General features: G+C 67.6%; 14 protein-coding genes and 1 pseudogene. 5 read left to right on the forward strand and 10 right to left on the reverse strand.

The window, feature by feature from the left end; all coding sequences use genetic code 11:
- Positions 1-30: 30 nt before the first annotated feature.
- The gene (locus tag AC07NF_RS18190; protein WP_494629490.1) at positions 31-747 is read left to right on the forward strand and encodes a YceI family protein; all 717 of its coding nucleotides are present in this window, start codon (positions 31-33) and stop codon (positions 745-747) included.
- Here AC07NF_RS18190 and AC07NF_RS18195 read toward each other — a convergent pair.
- The 8 genes from AC07NF_RS18195 to AC07NF_RS18230 form a co-directional block, all read right to left on the reverse strand.
- On the reverse strand, positions 744-1,421 hold the full coding sequence (locus tag AC07NF_RS18195) for a TetR/AcrR family transcriptional regulator (protein WP_492817113.1): 678 nt from the start codon (positions 1,419-1,421) through the stop codon (positions 744-746). The genes AC07NF_RS18190 and AC07NF_RS18195 overlap by 4 nt on opposite strands.
- The gene (locus AC07NF_RS18200; protein WP_494629493.1) at positions 1,418-2,605 is read right to left on the reverse strand and encodes a urate hydroxylase PuuD; all 1,188 of its coding nucleotides are present in this window, start codon (positions 2,603-2,605) and stop codon (positions 1,418-1,420) included. Before AC07NF_RS18200 ends, AC07NF_RS18195 begins: the two co-directional genes overlap by 4 nt.
- Positions 2,605-3,129 carry a 2-oxo-4-hydroxy-4-carboxy-5-ureidoimidazoline decarboxylase gene (gene uraD / locus AC07NF_RS18205; RefSeq protein ID WP_494629495.1) on the reverse strand — a complete coding sequence of 175 codons (525 nt, stop codon included), beginning with the start codon at positions 3,127-3,129 and terminating at the stop codon, positions 2,605-2,607. The genes AC07NF_RS18200 and uraD overlap by 1 nt, the downstream gene beginning before the upstream one ends.
- Positions 3,126-4,037: an allantoinase PuuE gene (gene puuE, locus AC07NF_RS18210; protein ID WP_494629497.1), complete on the reverse strand. Its 912-nt coding sequence runs from the start codon at positions 4,035-4,037 to the stop codon at positions 3,126-3,128. Before puuE ends, uraD begins: the two co-directional genes overlap by 4 nt.
- Positions 4,034-5,254: a pyridoxal-phosphate-dependent aminotransferase family protein gene (locus tag AC07NF_RS18215; protein WP_494629499.1), complete on the reverse strand. Its 1,221-nt coding sequence runs from the start codon at positions 5,252-5,254 to the stop codon at positions 4,034-4,036. Before AC07NF_RS18215 ends, puuE begins: the two co-directional genes overlap by 4 nt.
- Positions 5,251-6,531: an allantoate amidohydrolase gene (locus tag AC07NF_RS18220; protein ID WP_494629502.1), complete on the reverse strand. Its 1,281-nt coding sequence runs from the start codon at positions 6,529-6,531 to the stop codon at positions 5,251-5,253. Before AC07NF_RS18220 ends, AC07NF_RS18215 begins: the two co-directional genes overlap by 4 nt.
- 150 nt (positions 6,532-6,681) lie before the next feature.
- Entirely contained in the window at positions 6,682-7,755 is a 1,074-nt protein-coding gene (locus AC07NF_RS18225) for a mechanosensitive ion channel family protein (protein WP_494629503.1), read from the reverse strand.
- 115 nt (positions 7,756-7,870) lie between these two features.
- Complete coding sequence (locus tag AC07NF_RS18230) at positions 7,871-11,260, reverse strand: TonB-dependent receptor (protein WP_494629505.1); 3,390 nt, start codon at positions 11,258-11,260, stop codon at positions 7,871-7,873.
- A 319-nt stretch (positions 11,261-11,579) separates the two neighbouring features.
- Between AC07NF_RS18230 and AC07NF_RS18235 the strand changes: the two are divergent.
- Positions 11,580-11,669: pseudogene (locus tag AC07NF_RS18235) on the forward strand (hypothetical protein); the annotation flags it as partial.
- A 39-nt stretch (positions 11,670-11,708) separates the two neighbouring features.
- Here AC07NF_RS18235 and trmFO read toward each other — a convergent pair.
- Positions 11,709-13,121: a methylenetetrahydrofolate--tRNA-(uracil(54)-C(5))-methyltransferase (FADH(2)-oxidizing) TrmFO gene (gene trmFO / locus AC07NF_RS18240; RefSeq protein ID WP_494629507.1), complete on the reverse strand. Its 1,413-nt coding sequence runs from the start codon at positions 13,119-13,121 to the stop codon at positions 11,709-11,711.
- Between the two features lie 110 nt (positions 13,122-13,231).
- Here trmFO and AC07NF_RS18245 point away from each other — a divergent pair, with 110 nt between their 5' ends.
- The 3 genes from AC07NF_RS18245 (at position 13,232) to AC07NF_RS18255 (ending at position 15,933) form a co-directional block, all read left to right on the forward strand.
- Positions 13,232-14,179 carry a hypothetical protein gene (locus tag AC07NF_RS18245; protein ID WP_494629509.1) on the forward strand — a complete coding sequence of 316 codons (948 nt, stop codon included), beginning with the start codon at positions 13,232-13,234 and terminating at the stop codon, positions 14,177-14,179.
- Between the two features lie 107 nt (positions 14,180-14,286).
- Positions 14,287-15,045: a hypothetical protein gene (locus AC07NF_RS18250; protein ID WP_494629511.1), complete on the forward strand. Its 759-nt coding sequence runs from the start codon at positions 14,287-14,289 to the stop codon at positions 15,043-15,045.
- Entirely contained in the window at positions 15,046-15,933 is an 888-nt protein-coding gene (locus AC07NF_RS18255) for a hypothetical protein (protein WP_492817091.1), read from the forward strand. It abuts the gene before it with no gap.
- On the opposite strand, the gene AC07NF_RS18260 is transcribed toward AC07NF_RS18255, so the two are convergent.
- Positions 15,930-16,544 (reverse strand): glutathione S-transferase family protein, encoded by a 615-nt coding sequence (locus AC07NF_RS18260; RefSeq protein ID WP_494629512.1) that lies wholly within the window; start codon positions 16,542-16,544, stop codon positions 15,930-15,932. The two genes, AC07NF_RS18255 and AC07NF_RS18260, sit on opposite strands and share 4 nt — an antisense overlap.
- Between the last annotated feature and the right edge of the window lie 149 nt (positions 16,545-16,693).

The following is a 16,693-nucleotide window of genomic DNA, read 5'->3' on the forward strand; positions in this document are numbered from 1 at the left end:
CGTGAGACCGGCTCCGTTGGAGGGAAGCGTATGAAGTCTGTTCTGCCCGTCGTGGCGCTCTTGGCGCTGGCCGCCTGTTCGCCCCAGATCGCCGAGAAGAAGGCCGAGGCGCCCGCCGCCGCCGCGCCGACCGCCACCACGCCCAAGCCGCCCAAGGCCGATATCCCCGCCGGCGACTACACGCTGGACAAGGCCCATTCGACGCTGGTGTTCCGCGTCAGCCACCTGGGCTTTTCGAACTACACCGCCGCCTTCGCCAATTTCGACGCCAAGCTGAAGTTCGACCAGAACAACGCCGGCGTCAGCGCGCTGGAGGCGACGATCGATCCCAAGTCGCTGACCCTGCCGGCCCCGCCAGAGGGCTTCCTGGCCGAGCTGACCGGCGCGCAGTGGCTGAACACGGCGACCTATCCGGCCATCACCTTCAAGTCGACCAAGGTCGAGACCACCGGGCCCGACACCGGCAAGGTCACGGGCGACCTGACCCTGCACGGCGTCACCAAGCCGGTGACCCTGGATGTCGTCTACAACGGCGGCTATGTCGGCCATCCGATGGACCCGCACGCGCGCGTCGGCTTCTCGGCCAAGGGGACGTTCAAGCGTTCGGACTTCGGCATCGCCTATGGCGTGCCGGCCCCGGGTACGACCATGGGCGTCAGCGACGAGGTCCAGGTGACGATCGAAAGCGAGTTCAGCGGTCCGGCCTTGGCGACCGCTCCGGCCGCCGCGACGCCGCCCGCGACCTAACGCGCGCCGCGCGTCAGATAGGCTTCGAGCAAGGCCAGGGCGTGATCCAGTCGCGCCCTGCGCCACTCGGGCGCGGTCATGTCGGTGTCCAAGGTCGCCGACAGAGAATAGCCGTTGGCCAGGTGGAAGCGGCTCATGGCCGCGATGGTCACGTAGATCTGCACTGGGTCCAGGTTGGGCCCGAACACACCCTGCTTCTGACCGCTCTCGATCAACCGCTCCATGGTGTGGCGCAGCGGGAAGGCGGTCTCGGTCACCACCCGCGACTGGGCGGCGAACTTGCCGTGCTGCAGGTTCTCGTTGCGCAGCAGGCCCTCGAAGCGGGGGTTCTTCTCGAAATAGTCGAAGGTGAAGCGCTGCAGCTCGAGGAAGCCTTCCAGCGGCTTGTCGAAGTCGATCTTCAGCTCGGCCTCACGCGCCCGCAGGTCCATGTAGGCGCTTTCGAGGACGGCCATGTACAGGCCCTTCTTGTCCCCGAAGTAGTGGTACAGCATCCGGATGTTGCACTTGGCGGCCTTGACGATCTTCTCGATCCGGGCCCCCGCGAAACCCGCCTGGGCGAACTCCTTCAGCGCCGCGGCGAGGATCGCCTTCCTTGTGCGTTCGGCGTTGCGCTTACGCGGCGCGTTCCCCGAGTCGTCGGTCTTGTTCGCGTCCAGGACGGCGTCGGTCACGGGATCTTGGCTCCCTGATTGATCCAGGCGCCCAGCTGGGCCCGCTCCTCTACGGTCATGCCGGTCTCGTTGCCAAGGGGCATGGAGGTGGAAAGAACCGCCCGTTCACGGATTTTCGGGGCATAGGTGCGGATATGCTCAGGGTTGTCGAAGCTCGCGCCCAGCGGGGGCGCCGAGAAGCCCGGGTGAGTGGGCGTCGCGGCATGGCACGTGACGCAGTGCTTCTGAATGATCGATTCGGCGGTGGTGAACGGCACCGGGCTCGTGATCTCGACCTTGTCCCTGGGCTTGACGCTGGCGATGGCCGTCGCGCCGAAGATCAGCATCGCGCCATAGAACAGGAACTCGTGCCGGATCTTGCCGAAGTGGCGCTGGATGAAGAAGTAGCGGATCGAGATCGCGCCGGCGCTGATCAGGGCCAGCAGCAGCCAGGCCTTCGGGTGTCCCGAGACCGCCGGATAGTGGTTGCTGATCATGATGAAGATGACCGGCAAGGTCATGTGGGTGTTGTGCACCGACCGCTGCTTGCCCATGGCCCCCAGGCGCGGGTCGACGGGACGGCCGGCCAGCATGTCGGCGACGATCTTGCGCTGGTTGGGGATGATGATCAGGAAGACGTTCTCGACCATGCAGGTGCCGATGATCGCGCCCACGTGGATGAAGGCGCCGCGGTCGGAGAAGATCTGGGTCAGCGCCCAGGTGGCCGCCGTCAGGACCGAGAACCAGACCACGCCGAATAGCTTGCCGTTCTTGCCCAGCGGCGAGCGGCACAGGGCCTCGTAGACCAAGAGGCCGCCAAAGATGAAGGCTAGGCCGACACCGATGGCCTGGGCTTGGGTGAACGCGTGCTTGGCCGAGTCGATCAGATAGACCGGCGCGCCGACATAGTAGAGCACGGTCAGTAGCGCGAAGCCCGACAGCCAGGTGGTGTAGGCCTCCCATTTGAACCAGTGCAGGTGCTCGGGCATGTGGGCCGGGGCGACCATGTACTTCTGCGAATGGTAGAAGCCGCCGCCGTGCACGGCCCACAGCTCGCCCTTCACGCCGTCCTTCGGCGGGTTCGGGTCACGCAGATTGTTGTCCAGCCAGACGAAGTAGAAGGACGCGCCGATCCAGGCCACGCCGGCCACCACGTGCAGCCAGCGCAGCGCCATGCCGGCCCAGGCGGCGAAATCGTAGTCCATCAGGCGGTCACCGCGTCCAGCAGCCGGAGTTTCGAGATCAGGCCGATCTGCTTGATCGCCTCGGCGATCTCGGCCGCTTCGTCGTGGACCAGGCGCGCCTGCATGGCCGCCAGGATCGAGGCCTTGTCGTTCAGCCGCACGGCGATGATGAACGGAAAGCCGAAGCGTTCGCCGTAGGCGGCGTTCAGCTCGTGGAAACGCGTGAACTCCTCGGGCGTCAGGCGGTCGAGGCCGGCGCTGGCCTGTTCGGAAGTGCTCTCGGCGGTCAGCTGCTTGGCGATCGCCGCCTTGCCGGCCAGCTCCGGGTGGGCGCGGATCAGGGCAAGCTTGTCGGCGAGGGGCGCGGCGTCGAGCACGGCCATCATCGTGTCGTGCAGGGCCTCGACGCTGGCGAACGGTCGCTCGCTCCAGGCGTGCTCGACGACCCAGGGCGAGAGCTCGAAGGCGAAACCCAGGGCGGTGGTGAAGCCGGTCTGGTTCATGCTGTTCAAGCGGGCGAGGGAGAGGGGCGGTGCGCCGCTCATGCTTGGGCCTCGTACGGATGGGTCGCGATCCAGTGGCGCGCGATGTCGATGCGCTTGGCCACCCAGACGCGGTCGTGGCGGGTGACGTGCTCGAGGAACCGCCGCAGGGCGCCGATGCGGCCGGGCTTGCCGACCACGCGGCAGTGCAGGCCGACGCTCATCATCTTCGGCGCGGTCTCGCCCTCCAGGTACAGGGCGTCGAAGGCGTCGCGCAGATAGGTGAAGAACTGCTCGCCGGTGTTGAAGCCCTGCGCCGCCGTGAAGCGCATGTCGTTGGCTTCCAGCGTGTAGGGCACGATCAACTGGGCGCGGCCGTGCTGGTCGTCCCAGTACGGAAGATCGTCGGCATAGCTGTCGGCGTCGTAGAGAAAGCCGCCTTCCTCGGCGACCAGGCGGGCGGTGTTGGGGCTGGTGCGGCCCTGGTACCAGCCTAGGGGGCGCTCGCCGGTCAGACGCTTCTGGATCTCGATGGCCTGCTGGATGTGCTCCAGTTCCTGCTCGGGCGTGAAGTGCTGGTAGTCGATCCAGCGATAGCCGTGGGTGGCGATCTCCCAGCCAGACGTCATCATCGCCTCGACCGCGTCGGGATGGCGCTCCATGGCCTGGGCGACGCCGAACACGGTCAGCGGTAGTTGGTACTCGTCGAACAGCCGCCGGATGCGCCAGAAGCCCGCGCGCGAGCCGTATTCGTACAGGCTCTCCATCGACATGTTGCGCATGCCCTGGATGGGCTGGGCGCCGACCATTTCCGACAGGAAGAACTCGGAGACCGGATCGCCGTGCAGGATCGACCGCTCGGCGCCTTCCTCGTAGTTCAGCACGAACTGCACGGCCACGCGGGCGCCGTTCGGCCATTGCGCTTGGGGCGGGTGTTCGCCGTAGCCGATCAGGTCTCTCGGATAGCTCATCCGAACACCTTGGCCGCCGCGTCGACGCCGGCGCCGGCCGGGGCGCTGAAGCCCTCCCAACGCAGCACCGCTTCCAGCGCCGCCAGGGTCTGGAGAACCGCGTGCTTGCGGGCGTTCATGCCCATGGTGCCGATGCGCCAGATCTTGCCGGCCAAGGGGCCGAAAGCGGCGCCGATCTCGATCTCGAACTCGGTGCGCATGCGGGCTTTGACGCGGTCGTAGTCGACGCCGTTCGGGGCGATGACGCCGGTGACGTTGGTCATCTTGTGTGCCTGGTCGCCGTAGACCTGGAGGCCCAACGCCTCAATGCCGGCGACCATCGCCGCGCCGGCTTGGCGGTGGCGGACGAAGCGCGCGTCGAGGCCTTCCTCCAGCACGATCCGCGCGCACTCGCGGGCCGCGAACAGCATGCTGGCCGCCTCGGTGTGGTGGTTCAGGCGCTTGTCGGACCAGTAGTCCATGATCATCGCCAGATCGAAATAGTTCGAGGCGATGCGCCGGCCGTTGCCCGTCATGCCGGGGCCGGCCAGGCCCTTCTCCACATGGCGGCGGCCGAAGATGTGGTCGGCGGCGCGGTCGCTGATCGTGATCGGGGCCGAGCCCGAGGGGCCGCCCATGCACTTCTGCAAGCCGGCGGTGACGATGTCGGCCTGCCATTTGTCGGCGGGGACGCTCATGCCGCCCAGCGTCGCGGTGGCGTCGACATAGAGCAGCGCGTCGTGGCGGCGGCAGATCTCGCCGATGACTTCGATCGGCTGGGCGATGGTGGTCGAGGTGTCGCCGTGCACGCAGGCGACCAGGCGCGGCTTCACGCGGGCGACGGCGTCCTCGACGGCCTGTGGATCGACCACCTTGCCCCACTCGCCCTCGACGAAGGTGACCTTGGCGTCGCAGCGCTCGGCGATCTCGGCCAGCAGCAGGCCAAAGCGCCCCGCGTTGATCACCACCACGTCGTCGCCCGGCGACAGCGTCGAAACCAGCGCCGCCTCGATCCCGGCGCGAGAGGTGCCGTCGATCAGGAACGTCCATTGGTTCTGGGTCTCGAACACCCCGCGATAGAGGCTCATGACCTCGTTCATGTAGCCGGTGAACTCGGGATCGAACTGGCCCAGCAGCTGCACCGACATGGCCCGCAGCACGCGCGGGTGCACGTTGATCGGGCCGGGCCCCATCAGCAGGCGGGCGGGGTGGTCCAGTTCTTTGAAAGTCTCGGTCATGCGCGTTCGCGTCGTTCTAGCTTGTCGATGAAAAGGAGCATGGCCTGGGCCGCCAGGGCGCAGTCGGCCTCGGTGACGGCTTCGGCCGGGTTGTGGCTGATCCCGCCCTCGCAGCGGATGAACAGCATGGCGACGGGGCACAGGTCAGCCATCACCATGGCGTCGTGGCCCGCGCCAGAGGGCAGTCGGCGGACGGGCAGACCGAGATCGCCGACTGCATCTTCCAGCAGGCTCATGAGGGATGGATCGCAGGGGCTCTCGGCCAGGGCCTGCATCAGGTTGACCTCGGCCCGAAGACCGCGCTTGGCGGCGATGGCGTGGATCTCGGCGCCGATGGTGATCACCGCCTCGTCGCGGGCGGCCGAGGTTTCGGCGCGGATGTCCATCGAGAACTCGATGGCGCCGGGGATGACGTTGAACGCGCCGGGCAGGGCGGTCATGCGGCCGACCGTGCCGACCAGACCATCGGTCCCGGCGCGGCAGATCCGCTCCAGGGCCAGGATGGCCTCGGCGGCGGCGGGGCCGGGGTCCTTGCGCAGGTTCATCGGCGTCGTGCCGGCGTGACCCGCCGTGCCCTCGATCCGCACCATCAGCCGTTTCTGCGCTGCGATGGCGGTGACGACGCCCAGGGCCAGACCCTCGGCCTCCAGCACCGGGCCTTGTTCGATATGGGCTTCCAGGAAGGCCAGCACGGCTTCGGGCTTGCGAGCGGCGCTGGCGATGTTGTCCGGATCGCCGCCGAACGCCTTCAAGGCTTCCGCGACCGACACGCCCTCGGCGTCCTTCATCTCCAGAGCGCTCGGGTCCAGCGTCCCGGCGATCGCTCGGCTGCAGCTCATCGAGGCGGGAAAGCGCGAGCCTTCCTCGTCGCCGAACGCCACGACCTCGATCGCGAACGGCAGGCGGCGGCCGGCGCGGTTCAGGGCCTCGACCAGGTCGACGCCCAGCATGATCCCCAGCGGCCCATCATACCGCCCGCCGTTGCGGACGCTGTCGATGTGCGAGCCGATGATCAGCGCCTTCTCACCAGGCAGCTCGCCCTCGTAGCGGCCGATCAGATTGGCGGCGGCGTCGCGGCGCACGCTCATGCCGGCTTCCAGCATCCAGCCGGACAGGGTGGTCAGGGCGGCCTCATGCGCGGAGGTCAGGAACCGACGCGTCAGTTGGCCCTCGACCTCGCTGTAAGGCGGCAGGCCGAGCGCGTCGCAGCGAGCCTTAGCTCTTACTCCCAAGGTTTGGGCGCCGATGTCGAAACCCACGGTCACGTCCGCTTCCATCCCAAGACCCTAGCAGGCTGCGCCCGCCATTCATCCGCGACAAGCGCCGAAGGGAAAGGATCCCGCCAGGCGCCCGCGCGCGCGCCATGTCGAGACGGCGGCGCCTCCTGTTAAGTCATAATTCGCTTACTTACGGAAGGGCGGCGCCGTTCAGGCCTCGCCGGCCGCCAGGGCCAGACGCCGCTTGGGGAAGGCCTCGGGCAGCTCGTCGCGCAGGAAGGCCATCATCTTTTCGCGCACTTCGCAACGCAGGTCGAAGGTCTTGGGCGCGTTGCGGGCGCTGACCAGGCAGCGGACTTCCATGACCTCGGCGGTCAGGTCGGTGACGGCCAGGTTGACCACCTTGCCATCCCACAGGGGCGAGGCCTTGGCGATCTCCTCCAGCTTGGCGCGCAGGCGATCGACCGGCGCGGCGGGGTCGACATACAGCATGGCCGTGCCGATCAGGGCGGCGCTCTCGCGGGTCCAGTTCTGGAACGGCGTCTGGATGAAATAGCTGAGCGGCAGCACCATCCGCCGCCAGTCCCACAGGCGGACGACGACGTAGGTGGCGTTGATCTCCTCGATGTTCCCCCACTCCTTCTCGACGATCACGGCGTCGTCGATGCGGATCGGCTGGGTGACGGCGATCTGGATGCCGGCGATCAGGTTGGTCAGCAGAGGCTGCAAGGCCAGGCCGACGATCAGCGACGCCGCCCCGCCGGCGGCCAGCAGGCTGACGCCCCACTGGCGCACGCCGGGGATGGTCATCAGCGCCAGGGCCAGGGTGAAGATGCCGACCAGGATGGCCACCGCGCGCCGCAGGATCCGCACCTGGGTGACGTGCTTGCGAGCCAGCAGGTTGTCTTCAACGTCGACCTTGAAGCCTCGGAGATAGAGGGCCGCGCCGATGTCGAGCGCGGTCATGGCCATCCAGCCCAGCAGCAGGATGAACAGCACCAGCAGCACATGCTTGGCGCCCGCGGCCTGGGCGACAGTGAGGGGGGCGGCGGAGACGGCCGGGCCCAGGGTCGCGACGATGAAGGCCATCCGCGTTGGCCGCCGCGTGCGGGCGATCAGCGGCTGCCAGAATTCGCTGTGGCGCGAGATGGCGTGCCGGACGATCCGCACGACGACGGCGTGGACCGCCAAGGCGACAACGACGGCCACGGCGATCAGCACGGTGCTGACCAGCCACGGCGGCGCCCAGCCGAAAGCAGCGATCCAGGTCTGGAGTTGGGTCATCCCTGGCCGAACGTCTCGCAGGTGCGAAGGCTCCAGCCAAAAAGAAAGGGCCGCGCCGGGGTTACCGGCGCGGCCCAAGTCAAGCGTTGGGAGGAAATAACGCTTTGGGAGGAAACTAGTAGACGAACCGGATGCCCGCGAAGATCGAGCGGCCCACGGCGGCGTAGCGCGTGGCGACCGGGTCGTTCTGGTAGGCCCAGCGGTTCTCGGCCTGGTTCGTCAGGTTCAGGGCGTCGACCGACAGGGTCAGGTACTTGTTGAACTTGTAGGTCGCCGAGCCGTCCAGGTTGAACGTGCTGCTGTTGCCCAGGAAGTCGTTGACCAGCGGGCTGTCGCAGAAGCCCGGGTCGCAGGTGCCGGTCGCGATCGGGTACTGCGTGCGGTACTTGGCGCGATAGGCCGACGACAGGCGAACGCTGAACTTCTCGACTTCATAGAAGACCGTGAAGTTGAAGGCGTCCGGCGAGGCGCCCGTGAACGGACCCTTGGCGGTGATCGCCGGCGTGCCCAGGCGGGCGTTGGCCGGGTTCACGATGTAGTCGAGTTCCGACTCCAGGTGCGTGGCGTTGAACTGGACGCCCAGGTTCTTGAAGTACCAGGGCAGGAACGTGAGGTTCTGCTGGTAGTTGAACTCGATGCCGCGGATGTAGCCGCCCGGCGCGTTGCCGAACTGGCGGACGTCGAACGGGTTGTTGTTGTCGATGTAGGCGACGGCTTGAGCGTTGGTCTGGGCCGCGCGCAGGGCTGCGATGGCGTCGGCGTCCATGATCGAGCTGAGCGTGGCCGACGACACCAGGGTCTGCGGGAAGCTCGAGATGTCCTTGTTGAACACCGCGACCGAGACCAGGGCGCCCGGCGCGAAGTACCATTCCAGCGACAGGTCGAGGTTGGTGGCGCGGAACGGATCCAGCTTGGGATTGCCGACCGTCAGCGAGCCGCCGACCGTGGCGCCGTTGGTCGGCACGCTGATAGCGGTGACGTTCGGCGCCAGGTTGGCCAGCAGCGGGCGGGCCATGACCTTGGCGGCGCCGAAGCGCAGCAGCAGGTTCTCGTGCAGCTCGTACGACACGTTCATCGACGGCAGGATGTCGTGGTACTTGTTCGAGCCCGAGATCGGACGCGAGCTGTTGGTCAGGCCGTCCGAATTGACCTCGGTGAGGGCGTAGCGGGTGCCGACATTGCCGCGCAGTTCACGACCGAACAGCTGGGTGTTGAAGTCGAACTGGACGTAGGCGCTGGTGTCCTTTTCGTCGACCGAATAGCGGTTGGCCGCGCTGGCCAGGTACGACAGGCGCCAGTCGCCATACTTGTTGATGCAGTTGCAGTTGAAGCCGAACAGGTCGGTCATCTTCTTCAGGTCGGGGGCCAGGAAGGCGGTCGTGGTGCCTTCCGGCACCTTCAGGCCGGTGCCCCAGTTGATGACCTTGCTGACGGCCGCGACGTTCGAGCCGGCTTCCTTCAGGCTGGGGTTCAGGGTCTCGCCGGTCAGGCGGCGATATTCCGAGGTCGAGAAGCCGTACTTGCGCTGGCTGATACCGAACTTGACGCTGGTGTCGCTGTCCAGGTCATACTTGAAGTCCACGCGCATCGTCTCGTAGTCGTTGCGGGTGTAGCGCTGGTAGTTGCGCAGGGCCGAGTAGCCCTTCACGAAGTCCCAGGCATTGGCTTGGGTGGCGTCGAAGCCCAGGTTCAGAACCGGCATGTCGCCGCCGCCACGCGCGTCGTAGGTGACGTAGTCGTTGCCGGCCACGCCCTGGCCGCTGTCCAGGCGGATGAAGTCGGCCAGCAGGCCCTGCGTCTTGTTGTTCGACGAGGACTTACCGTAGACGGCGACCATCGACAGGTTGTCGTTGAACTCGTGTTCCAGCTTCAGCGACGACTGACGGAAATAGGTCGTGAAGAACGACGCGTCGGCGGCCGAGCGCAGGTCGACATTGCCCAGCTTCAGGTAGTCGGCATTGGCGCCCGTGGGCGAGAGCGCGGCGTCGATCAGGCGGACCGACGGGCGGCCGATGAACTGCGTCAGCATGGCCGTGCCGGTCGGATCGGCCACGTAACCCACCGAACCCGGGTTGTTGTAGTAGTCGTACGGATCCAGGTTGTACGGGTTGTAGCTGTTGGTCATGCCGGCGACGAGCGCGCCGCCGTTCTGGGCTTGGCCGCAGTCGATGGCGTCCTGGATCGCGCTGGCGGCGCGGGCCGTGCAGCTGGCGTACAGGGCGCGCTTGGCCGCGGCGGTGTCGCCGGCGGTGATGGTGTTCAGGGCGGCGTTGGTGTTGTTGCGGTTCAGGCCGACGGTCTGGACCTGGTAGTTGACCGACGACTGCTCCAGCTCCGAATAGACCCAGTCCAGCGAGATCGTGGTGCGGCTGGTCGGACGCCATTGCAGGGCGCCGGTCAGGCCGGTGCGCTTCTGGTCCAGGTCCTGCTGGTTCAGCGTGGCCAGGGCCGGAATGCGGGTCAGGGCGCCGGGGGCGGTGATGCCCGAGCCGACGACCGTGGCGCTGGCCGGGTTGTTGACCAGGTTGTAGGCGGTCGGGTTCGAGCCGGTCAGGGCCGAGCAGACGGCGGCGTTGGTGATGTTGACGCCCGGGATCACGCCGTTGTTGCACGAGGTGCCGGTCGGGGCGGCGAAGCCCTGGCGGCGCGGCGTGGCGGTGGTCGAACCCGTGCCCAGGAAGGTGGCCTGGCGATAGGTGTAATCAGATTGGCCAGCCTGGCGCTGGTAGCTGTCGATGATCTGGTTGCGCTTGTTGTAGGCGACCGAGAACAGGGCGCCGAACTGGCCCCAGTTGGTGTCCCAGCGGTCCGAGACCAGGCCGGCGAAGCGCGGCGAGTGGGTGCCGCCGTTCTTGTAGTAGGCGTCCTGCACCGACAGGGCCAGGCGCTTGCCCTTGAAGTTCAGCGGCTTGCCCGTTTCCAGGTCGACCGTGGCGCCCAGCGAGCCTTCGTCGGTCTCGGCCGAGGCGGTCTTCTGGACCTTCAGGGCGCTGAACAGCTCCGAGGCGAAGGTGTTGAAGTCGAAGCCGCGCGAGCGGTTGGCGCTGTCGCCCGAGTTCGACGGACCGGCCGTCGACAGGGCTTCCAGGCCGTTCAGGCGCACGCGGGTGAAGTCGCTGCCCAGGCCGCGGACGGTGATGGTGCGGCCTTCGCCATTTTCGCGGTCGATCGAGACGCCCGGCAGGCGCTGCAGGGACTCGGCGAGGTTGGCGTCCGGGAAGTCGGCGATGTCGTCGGCGTTGATGGCGTCGACCATCACGCTGGAATTGCGCTTCATGTTCAGCGCGCTCTGCACGGCGGCGCGGTAGCCGGTGACGACGACGGCCTCGACGGTGTCGGGCTCGGCGGCGGCGGGCTCAGCGGCCGGGGCCGGCGCGGGCTGGGCGGCCTGCTCTTGGGCCAGGGCGGCGCTGGAGAAGCTCAGGGCGGCGGCGAGCGTCAGCGCGCCCAGCGAGGTCTGAGCCAGAAGCGCACAGGCGCGGCTATGCTTGGAATGAGTTTGCACGGTTCCCTCCCGGAAAAGTTGGAAAAGGGCCCAGCTCTTGTTTTGCGCGGCTGGTCCCAAAAATCGCTGGTACCGCTAACTGCGACCGGTGTCATACGCAAGAGAAACCGGTGTCATTTGAAACTTTGTCAGGTTCGTCGAAAAACGAGCGCCGTAATCCGGCCCCGTTCGGGTCGGTGGAAATAACCAGTTGTTAGGCGATCAACGGGTTGAAACTTCTAACGGAAGCGCACGTGAGGCGGCGATACCCGGAATTCAAATGAGGCGGTTTTGGGCGCTGCGGGGGCGGGCGCCCTTAAGGGGTTGTGTTGCTGCGGATATCGCGAAAATCGCGTGTCATCCCGGCCGTAGCGCAGCGGAGAGCCGGGACCCAGGGACAACCACACCGCGCCGGCCCCTGGGTCCCGGATAGCGCTTCGCGCTTCCGGGAGGACACGGAAGGGAGGGCTTAAAGGCCCGCCCAGGCCTCCAGGTCCTTCAGCGCCCGGATGCTCATCAGCCGCTTCTTCGCCCGGCCGCGTTCCTTGAGCGGGATCTTCTTGCCGTCCTCGTCGACCTTGGGGGCCTCGAGCGGCGGCAGCAGGCCGTAGTTGATGTTCATCGGCTGGAAGCTGCCGGGGCCGTTGCCGGCTTCCAGGTGGCCGCCGGTGATGTGTTCGACCAGGGCGCCCAGGGCGGTGGTCGGGGGCGGGGCGTCGATCGGGGCGCCCTTGCGGTCGGCGGCGGCGAAGCGGCCGGTCAGCAGGCCCATGGCGGCGCTCTCGACATAACCCTCCACGCCCGTCACCTGGCCGGCGAAGCGCAGGCGCGGCTGCACCTTCATGCGCAGCGACTTGTCCAAGAGCTTGGGCGAGTTGATGAAGGTGTTGCGGTGCAGGCCGCCCAGGCGGGCGAATTGGGCGTTCTCCAGGCCCGGGATCATCCGGAAGGTCTCGGCCTGGACGCCGTGCTTCAGCTTGGTCTGGAAGCCGACCATGTTCCACAGGGTGCCCAGGGCGTTGTCTTGGCGCAGCTGGACGATGGCGTAGGACTTGACCGTCGGGTCGCGCGGATTGGTCAGGCCGACCGGCTTCATCGGGCCGTGGCGCAGGGTCTCGCGGCCGCGCTCGGCCATCACTTCGATCGGCAGGCAGCCGTCGAAATACGGGACGTTCTCCCACTCCTTGAACTCGGACTTGGGGCCGTCGATCAGGGCGTCGATGAAGGCCTCGTACTGTTCCTTGTTCATGGGCAGGTTGATGTAGGCGGTCGCGTCGCCGCCAGGGCCTTCCTTGTCGTAGCGCGACTGGCGCCAGGCGACGTCCATGTTGATGGACTCGAAGTGGATGATCGGCGCGATGGCGTCGAAGAAGCTCAGCTGGCCTTCGCCCGACAGCTCCAGGATCGCCTCGGCCAGGGCCTGCGAGGTCAGCGGGCCGGTGGCGACGATGACGTTGTCCCACTCTTGCGGCGGCAGGCCGGCGATCTCCTCGCGGACGATGGTGACCAGCGGGTGGGCTTCCAGGCGGCGGGTGACTTCGGCCGAGAAGTTGTCGCGGTCGACGGCAAGGGCGCCGCCGGCCGGCACTTGGTGCTGGTCGGCGCACGACATGATCAGGCTGTCCAGCTTGCGCATCTCGGCGTGCAGCAGGCCCACGGCGTTGAACTGCCAGTCGTCCGAGCGGAACGAGTTGGAGCAGACCATCTCGGCCAGGCCGTCGGTGTTGTGGGCGTCGGTGGTGACTTTGCCGGTCGCGTCGTCCTTGCGCATCTCGTGCAGGATGACGGGCACGCCGCTCTGGGCGATCTGCCAGGCGGCTTCGGAGCCGGCCAGGCCCCCGCCAATGACGTGAACGGGCTGAAGGGTAGAATTCGTGGTCATGGGCGAGCCTATAACCCCGGCTGTCGCTCGGGGAAACCTGCGTGTAGGCTCACGATAGGGGACTGGTGTTTCGCGCCCAGGTGGCGAGGCGGGCGAGCATGGGAGGGAGCATGGCGAGGTTTTCGGTTGGCGACGCGGCCACGGCCGGTTTCGGGATCATCGGGCGCAAGCCGCTGGCGGTGTTGGGCTGGGGCCTGGCGATGCTGGTCGCGACCGCGGCGCCGCTGTACCTGCTGCTGTTGGCCATGCGGCCCGACTTCGCGGTGCTGATGCAGATCGCCGCTCAGCAGGGCGGGCAAAGCGATCCCGAGACCTTCGCCCGCTTCATGCGGCTGCAGTCGGGGATGATGCTGTTCCAGCTGGTGTGCTGGATCTGGTCGACGGCGGTGAATGCGGTGATCTGCTGCGCGGTGTTCCGCGCCGTGCTGGAGCCGCAGGACTCGCGGTTCGGCTATCTGCGGCTGGGCGCGCGCGAGGGCTGGGTCACCTTGCTTTTCCTGGTCGAGTACGTGCTGGCCTATATCGGCTTCTTCGTCGTGGCCCTGCTGGCCATGGTCATCGTGGCGATCGTCGGCGTGGGCGCCGGCGGCAACTCGGCCAGCGCGATGGTCGGGACCGGCCTAGTGGTCGGCCTCTTGGTGCTGGCCCTGTTTTTCTGGCTGGCGCTGAAGCTGTCGATGGCCGCGCCGATGACCTTCGCCGACCGCCAGTTCCGGCTGTTCGAGTCGTGGAGCTTCACCAAAGGCCATGTCGGCAAGCTGCTGGGCGTCGCCTTGCTGCTGTTCGTCTTCCTGATCGGCATCGAGGTGCTGTTCCTGGGCGTGGTGTTCGGCGGGGTCTTCGCGCTGGGCGGCCAGATGAGCTGGCTGTTCGAGCCGGGCGCGGTCGAGGCGTTGGCGCGCGAACAGCCGATGGAGATCGTCCGCAAGCTGGGTCCGGCGATCGCCGCCGGCGGGGCCTTGTGGGTCCTGTTCTCGTCGGTGGTCGTGACCGTGTTCTGCGCGCCCTGGGCGGCGTCCTACCGGGCGTTGCGCGATGAGGCGCCGGCGGAGGCTTAAATCCGGTTGCGTCCGCGCGGCGCCATCGCCAGAACCGCCGCGAGGCCATAGATTGCCAGGGCTCGCGGCGACTCGTGGCGCGGCCAGCGTGAGAGGGACTTGATCGGATGGCGGACGGATCGGCGAGCATCGGCGCGACCTTGCGCGCGGGCTTTTCCGACGTGACCGGCGCGGCCCGCGACTGCTGGGGCGCCCTGGCGCTGGCGGCGATCGTCAGCGTGGCCGGGGGGCTGCTGCCGCCGGGTCTGCGCTTCTTCGCCACCGTATTGGCCGGGGTGATCGCCCAGGGGGCTCTGTTCCGCCGCGCGTTCGCCCGCGCCGGCGGTTTCAAGGGTCTGCGCTGGGGCCGTGACGAGTGGCGGCTGCTGGCCGCTCAACTGATGATCCTGGGCCTGGTGGGCCTGATCGGCTGCATCCTGATGGTCATTGTCTGCGGTGTCGCGCTGGGCGTGGCCCGCACCGCCGCCCCGGACTTCGATCCCGGCACGATCGCCGGCTGGCAAGGCGCCTTCGCCAGCGCCGGTCCGGCGGGCCTGATCCTGGTCATCGCGCCGCTGGGCAGCCTGGCGATCCTGGTCTGGCTGGCCCTGCGCCTGTCGCTGTCGGCTCCGGCCACCGTCGAGCAGTCGGGCGTGCGGGTGCTCAGCGCCTTTCCGCTGACCCGTGGTCACGTGCCGACCCTGCTGGTCGTCGGCCTGGCCGTCGCCGTGCCGGTGCTGCTGGTCAGCGCCGCCCTGAGCGTCGCGCCGCAAGGTCCGGTGACGGCGGCGGTGCTGGCGCTCTGCACCTATTTCTATGCCATGCCGGCCTGGACCGGCGCCCTGGCCCACTTCTACCGCCGCCACGCGGTCTCGCAGGAAGCCTAGATGTCCGTCCGTCCCGTCGACGCCGCCCTTGAGGGCCTTCGCACCATGCGGCGCAAGCCGCTGCCGGTGCTGGCCTGGGCGACCTTCTCGCTGGTCATGCTGCCGATCCTGGGCCTGTTCGCCAAGATCGTGCTCGGCGACGAAGGCCGGGCGGCTCTGGCCGGACGCGCCGGCTCGGCCGATCCGCGCGAGATCCTCGACCTGATCACCCACCTGGGCGGGGTGATGGTGCTGCTGATCGCCGTGGCCCTGGCCCTGGCCTCGGTGCTGCAGGCGGCGATCATTCGCTCGGTGATCGAGCCCAACAACAGCCGCTTCGCCTATCTGCGCCTGGGCAAGGAAGAGCTGCAGCTGCTGATCGTCTCGCTGATCACCTGGGCCGCGGCCCTGGGCGTGACGGTGATCCCGTCCGGCGCGGTGGTGCTGGGGGCGTCGCTGCTGTCGGGCGCGGCCGCCGGCTGGTTCGCCACCCTGGGCGCCCTGGCCGTGATCGGCCTGTCCTTATGGGTGGCCGTGCGCCTGTCGCTACTCGGGCCGCACGCCTTCTCGCACCATCACATCGACATCCGTGAGGCCTGGGTCCAGACCCACGGGCAGTTCCTGCGCCTGCTGGGCATGTATGTCATGGCTATCGTCCTGGCGGCGCTGGTCTCGCTGATCGGGACGACGGTCTCCAGCATCATCGGCAATGTGGTCGGCGGCGGCGTCGACCCCTTGAGCGGCGGCGACGTGGTCGCCAGCCACCCGCGCCTGATCCTGGTGCTGCTGGCCAACCTGTTGCTGGCCCCGGTGTTCCTGACCCTGCAGACCGTGATCCTGGTCGCCGCCCCGGCCCGCGCCTTCGCTCATCTGAACCAGGATGAGATCGACGCGGGGCTGCACGACTAGGCTGAAGCGCTTGGCCTCGCCGCCATGCGCTCACGCCAGGCGATGACATGCTTGGCCTCGGCCGGCGTGTGCAGGCCGGTGAAGTCGGCGAAGTCCAGGGTCGTCTGGCCGGTGATGTCGGCCATCGTATAGGTCTCGCCGGTCAGGTAGGGGCGGCCGTCGGACAGCTCCTTGTCCAGCCACAGCTGGGCGCGTTCGACGACCTCACGGTTGGACTCTCCGAACTCGACGTTCTGCTTCAGCAGGCGCGCCGTCAGCGGGTGGGCGTGGCGCCAGAACATGCCGACGGGCACCATCAGGCGAAACTCGGCCCGGCGGATCCACATTTCGACATTTGCTTGCTCCAGCGCCGTGACCCCGAACAGCGGCGGATCGGGATGCAGCACCTCGAAGTAGCGGCAGATGGCGACCGTCTCGCTGATCGTGGTCCCGTCGTCCAGCTCCAGGGTCGGCACCTGGCCCAGGCTGTTGCGCGCCAGGTGCTCGGGCGACTTGTGGCCGCCCTGGCGCATGCCTATCGGGATCTCGGGAACGCTGATGCCCTTCTCGGCCAGGAAGATCCGTACCCGGCGCGGATTGGGGGCCGGCATGGCCTCGCCATAGAGCTTCATGGTTCCCTCCGTTCAGCGGCGCTGGCGGCCGCTTTTCAAACGGATGTTAGAGGCGCGATCGCCCTCACCGCAACCCCGGTGAATAAAGCCGCGTTCGGCACTGTCGAAGGCGCGCGAACCTTGTTAGGGCTGTCGCTCTGCACGCCAGC

This window comes from Caulobacter sp. GW821-FHT10A06 (assembly GCF_059415805.1).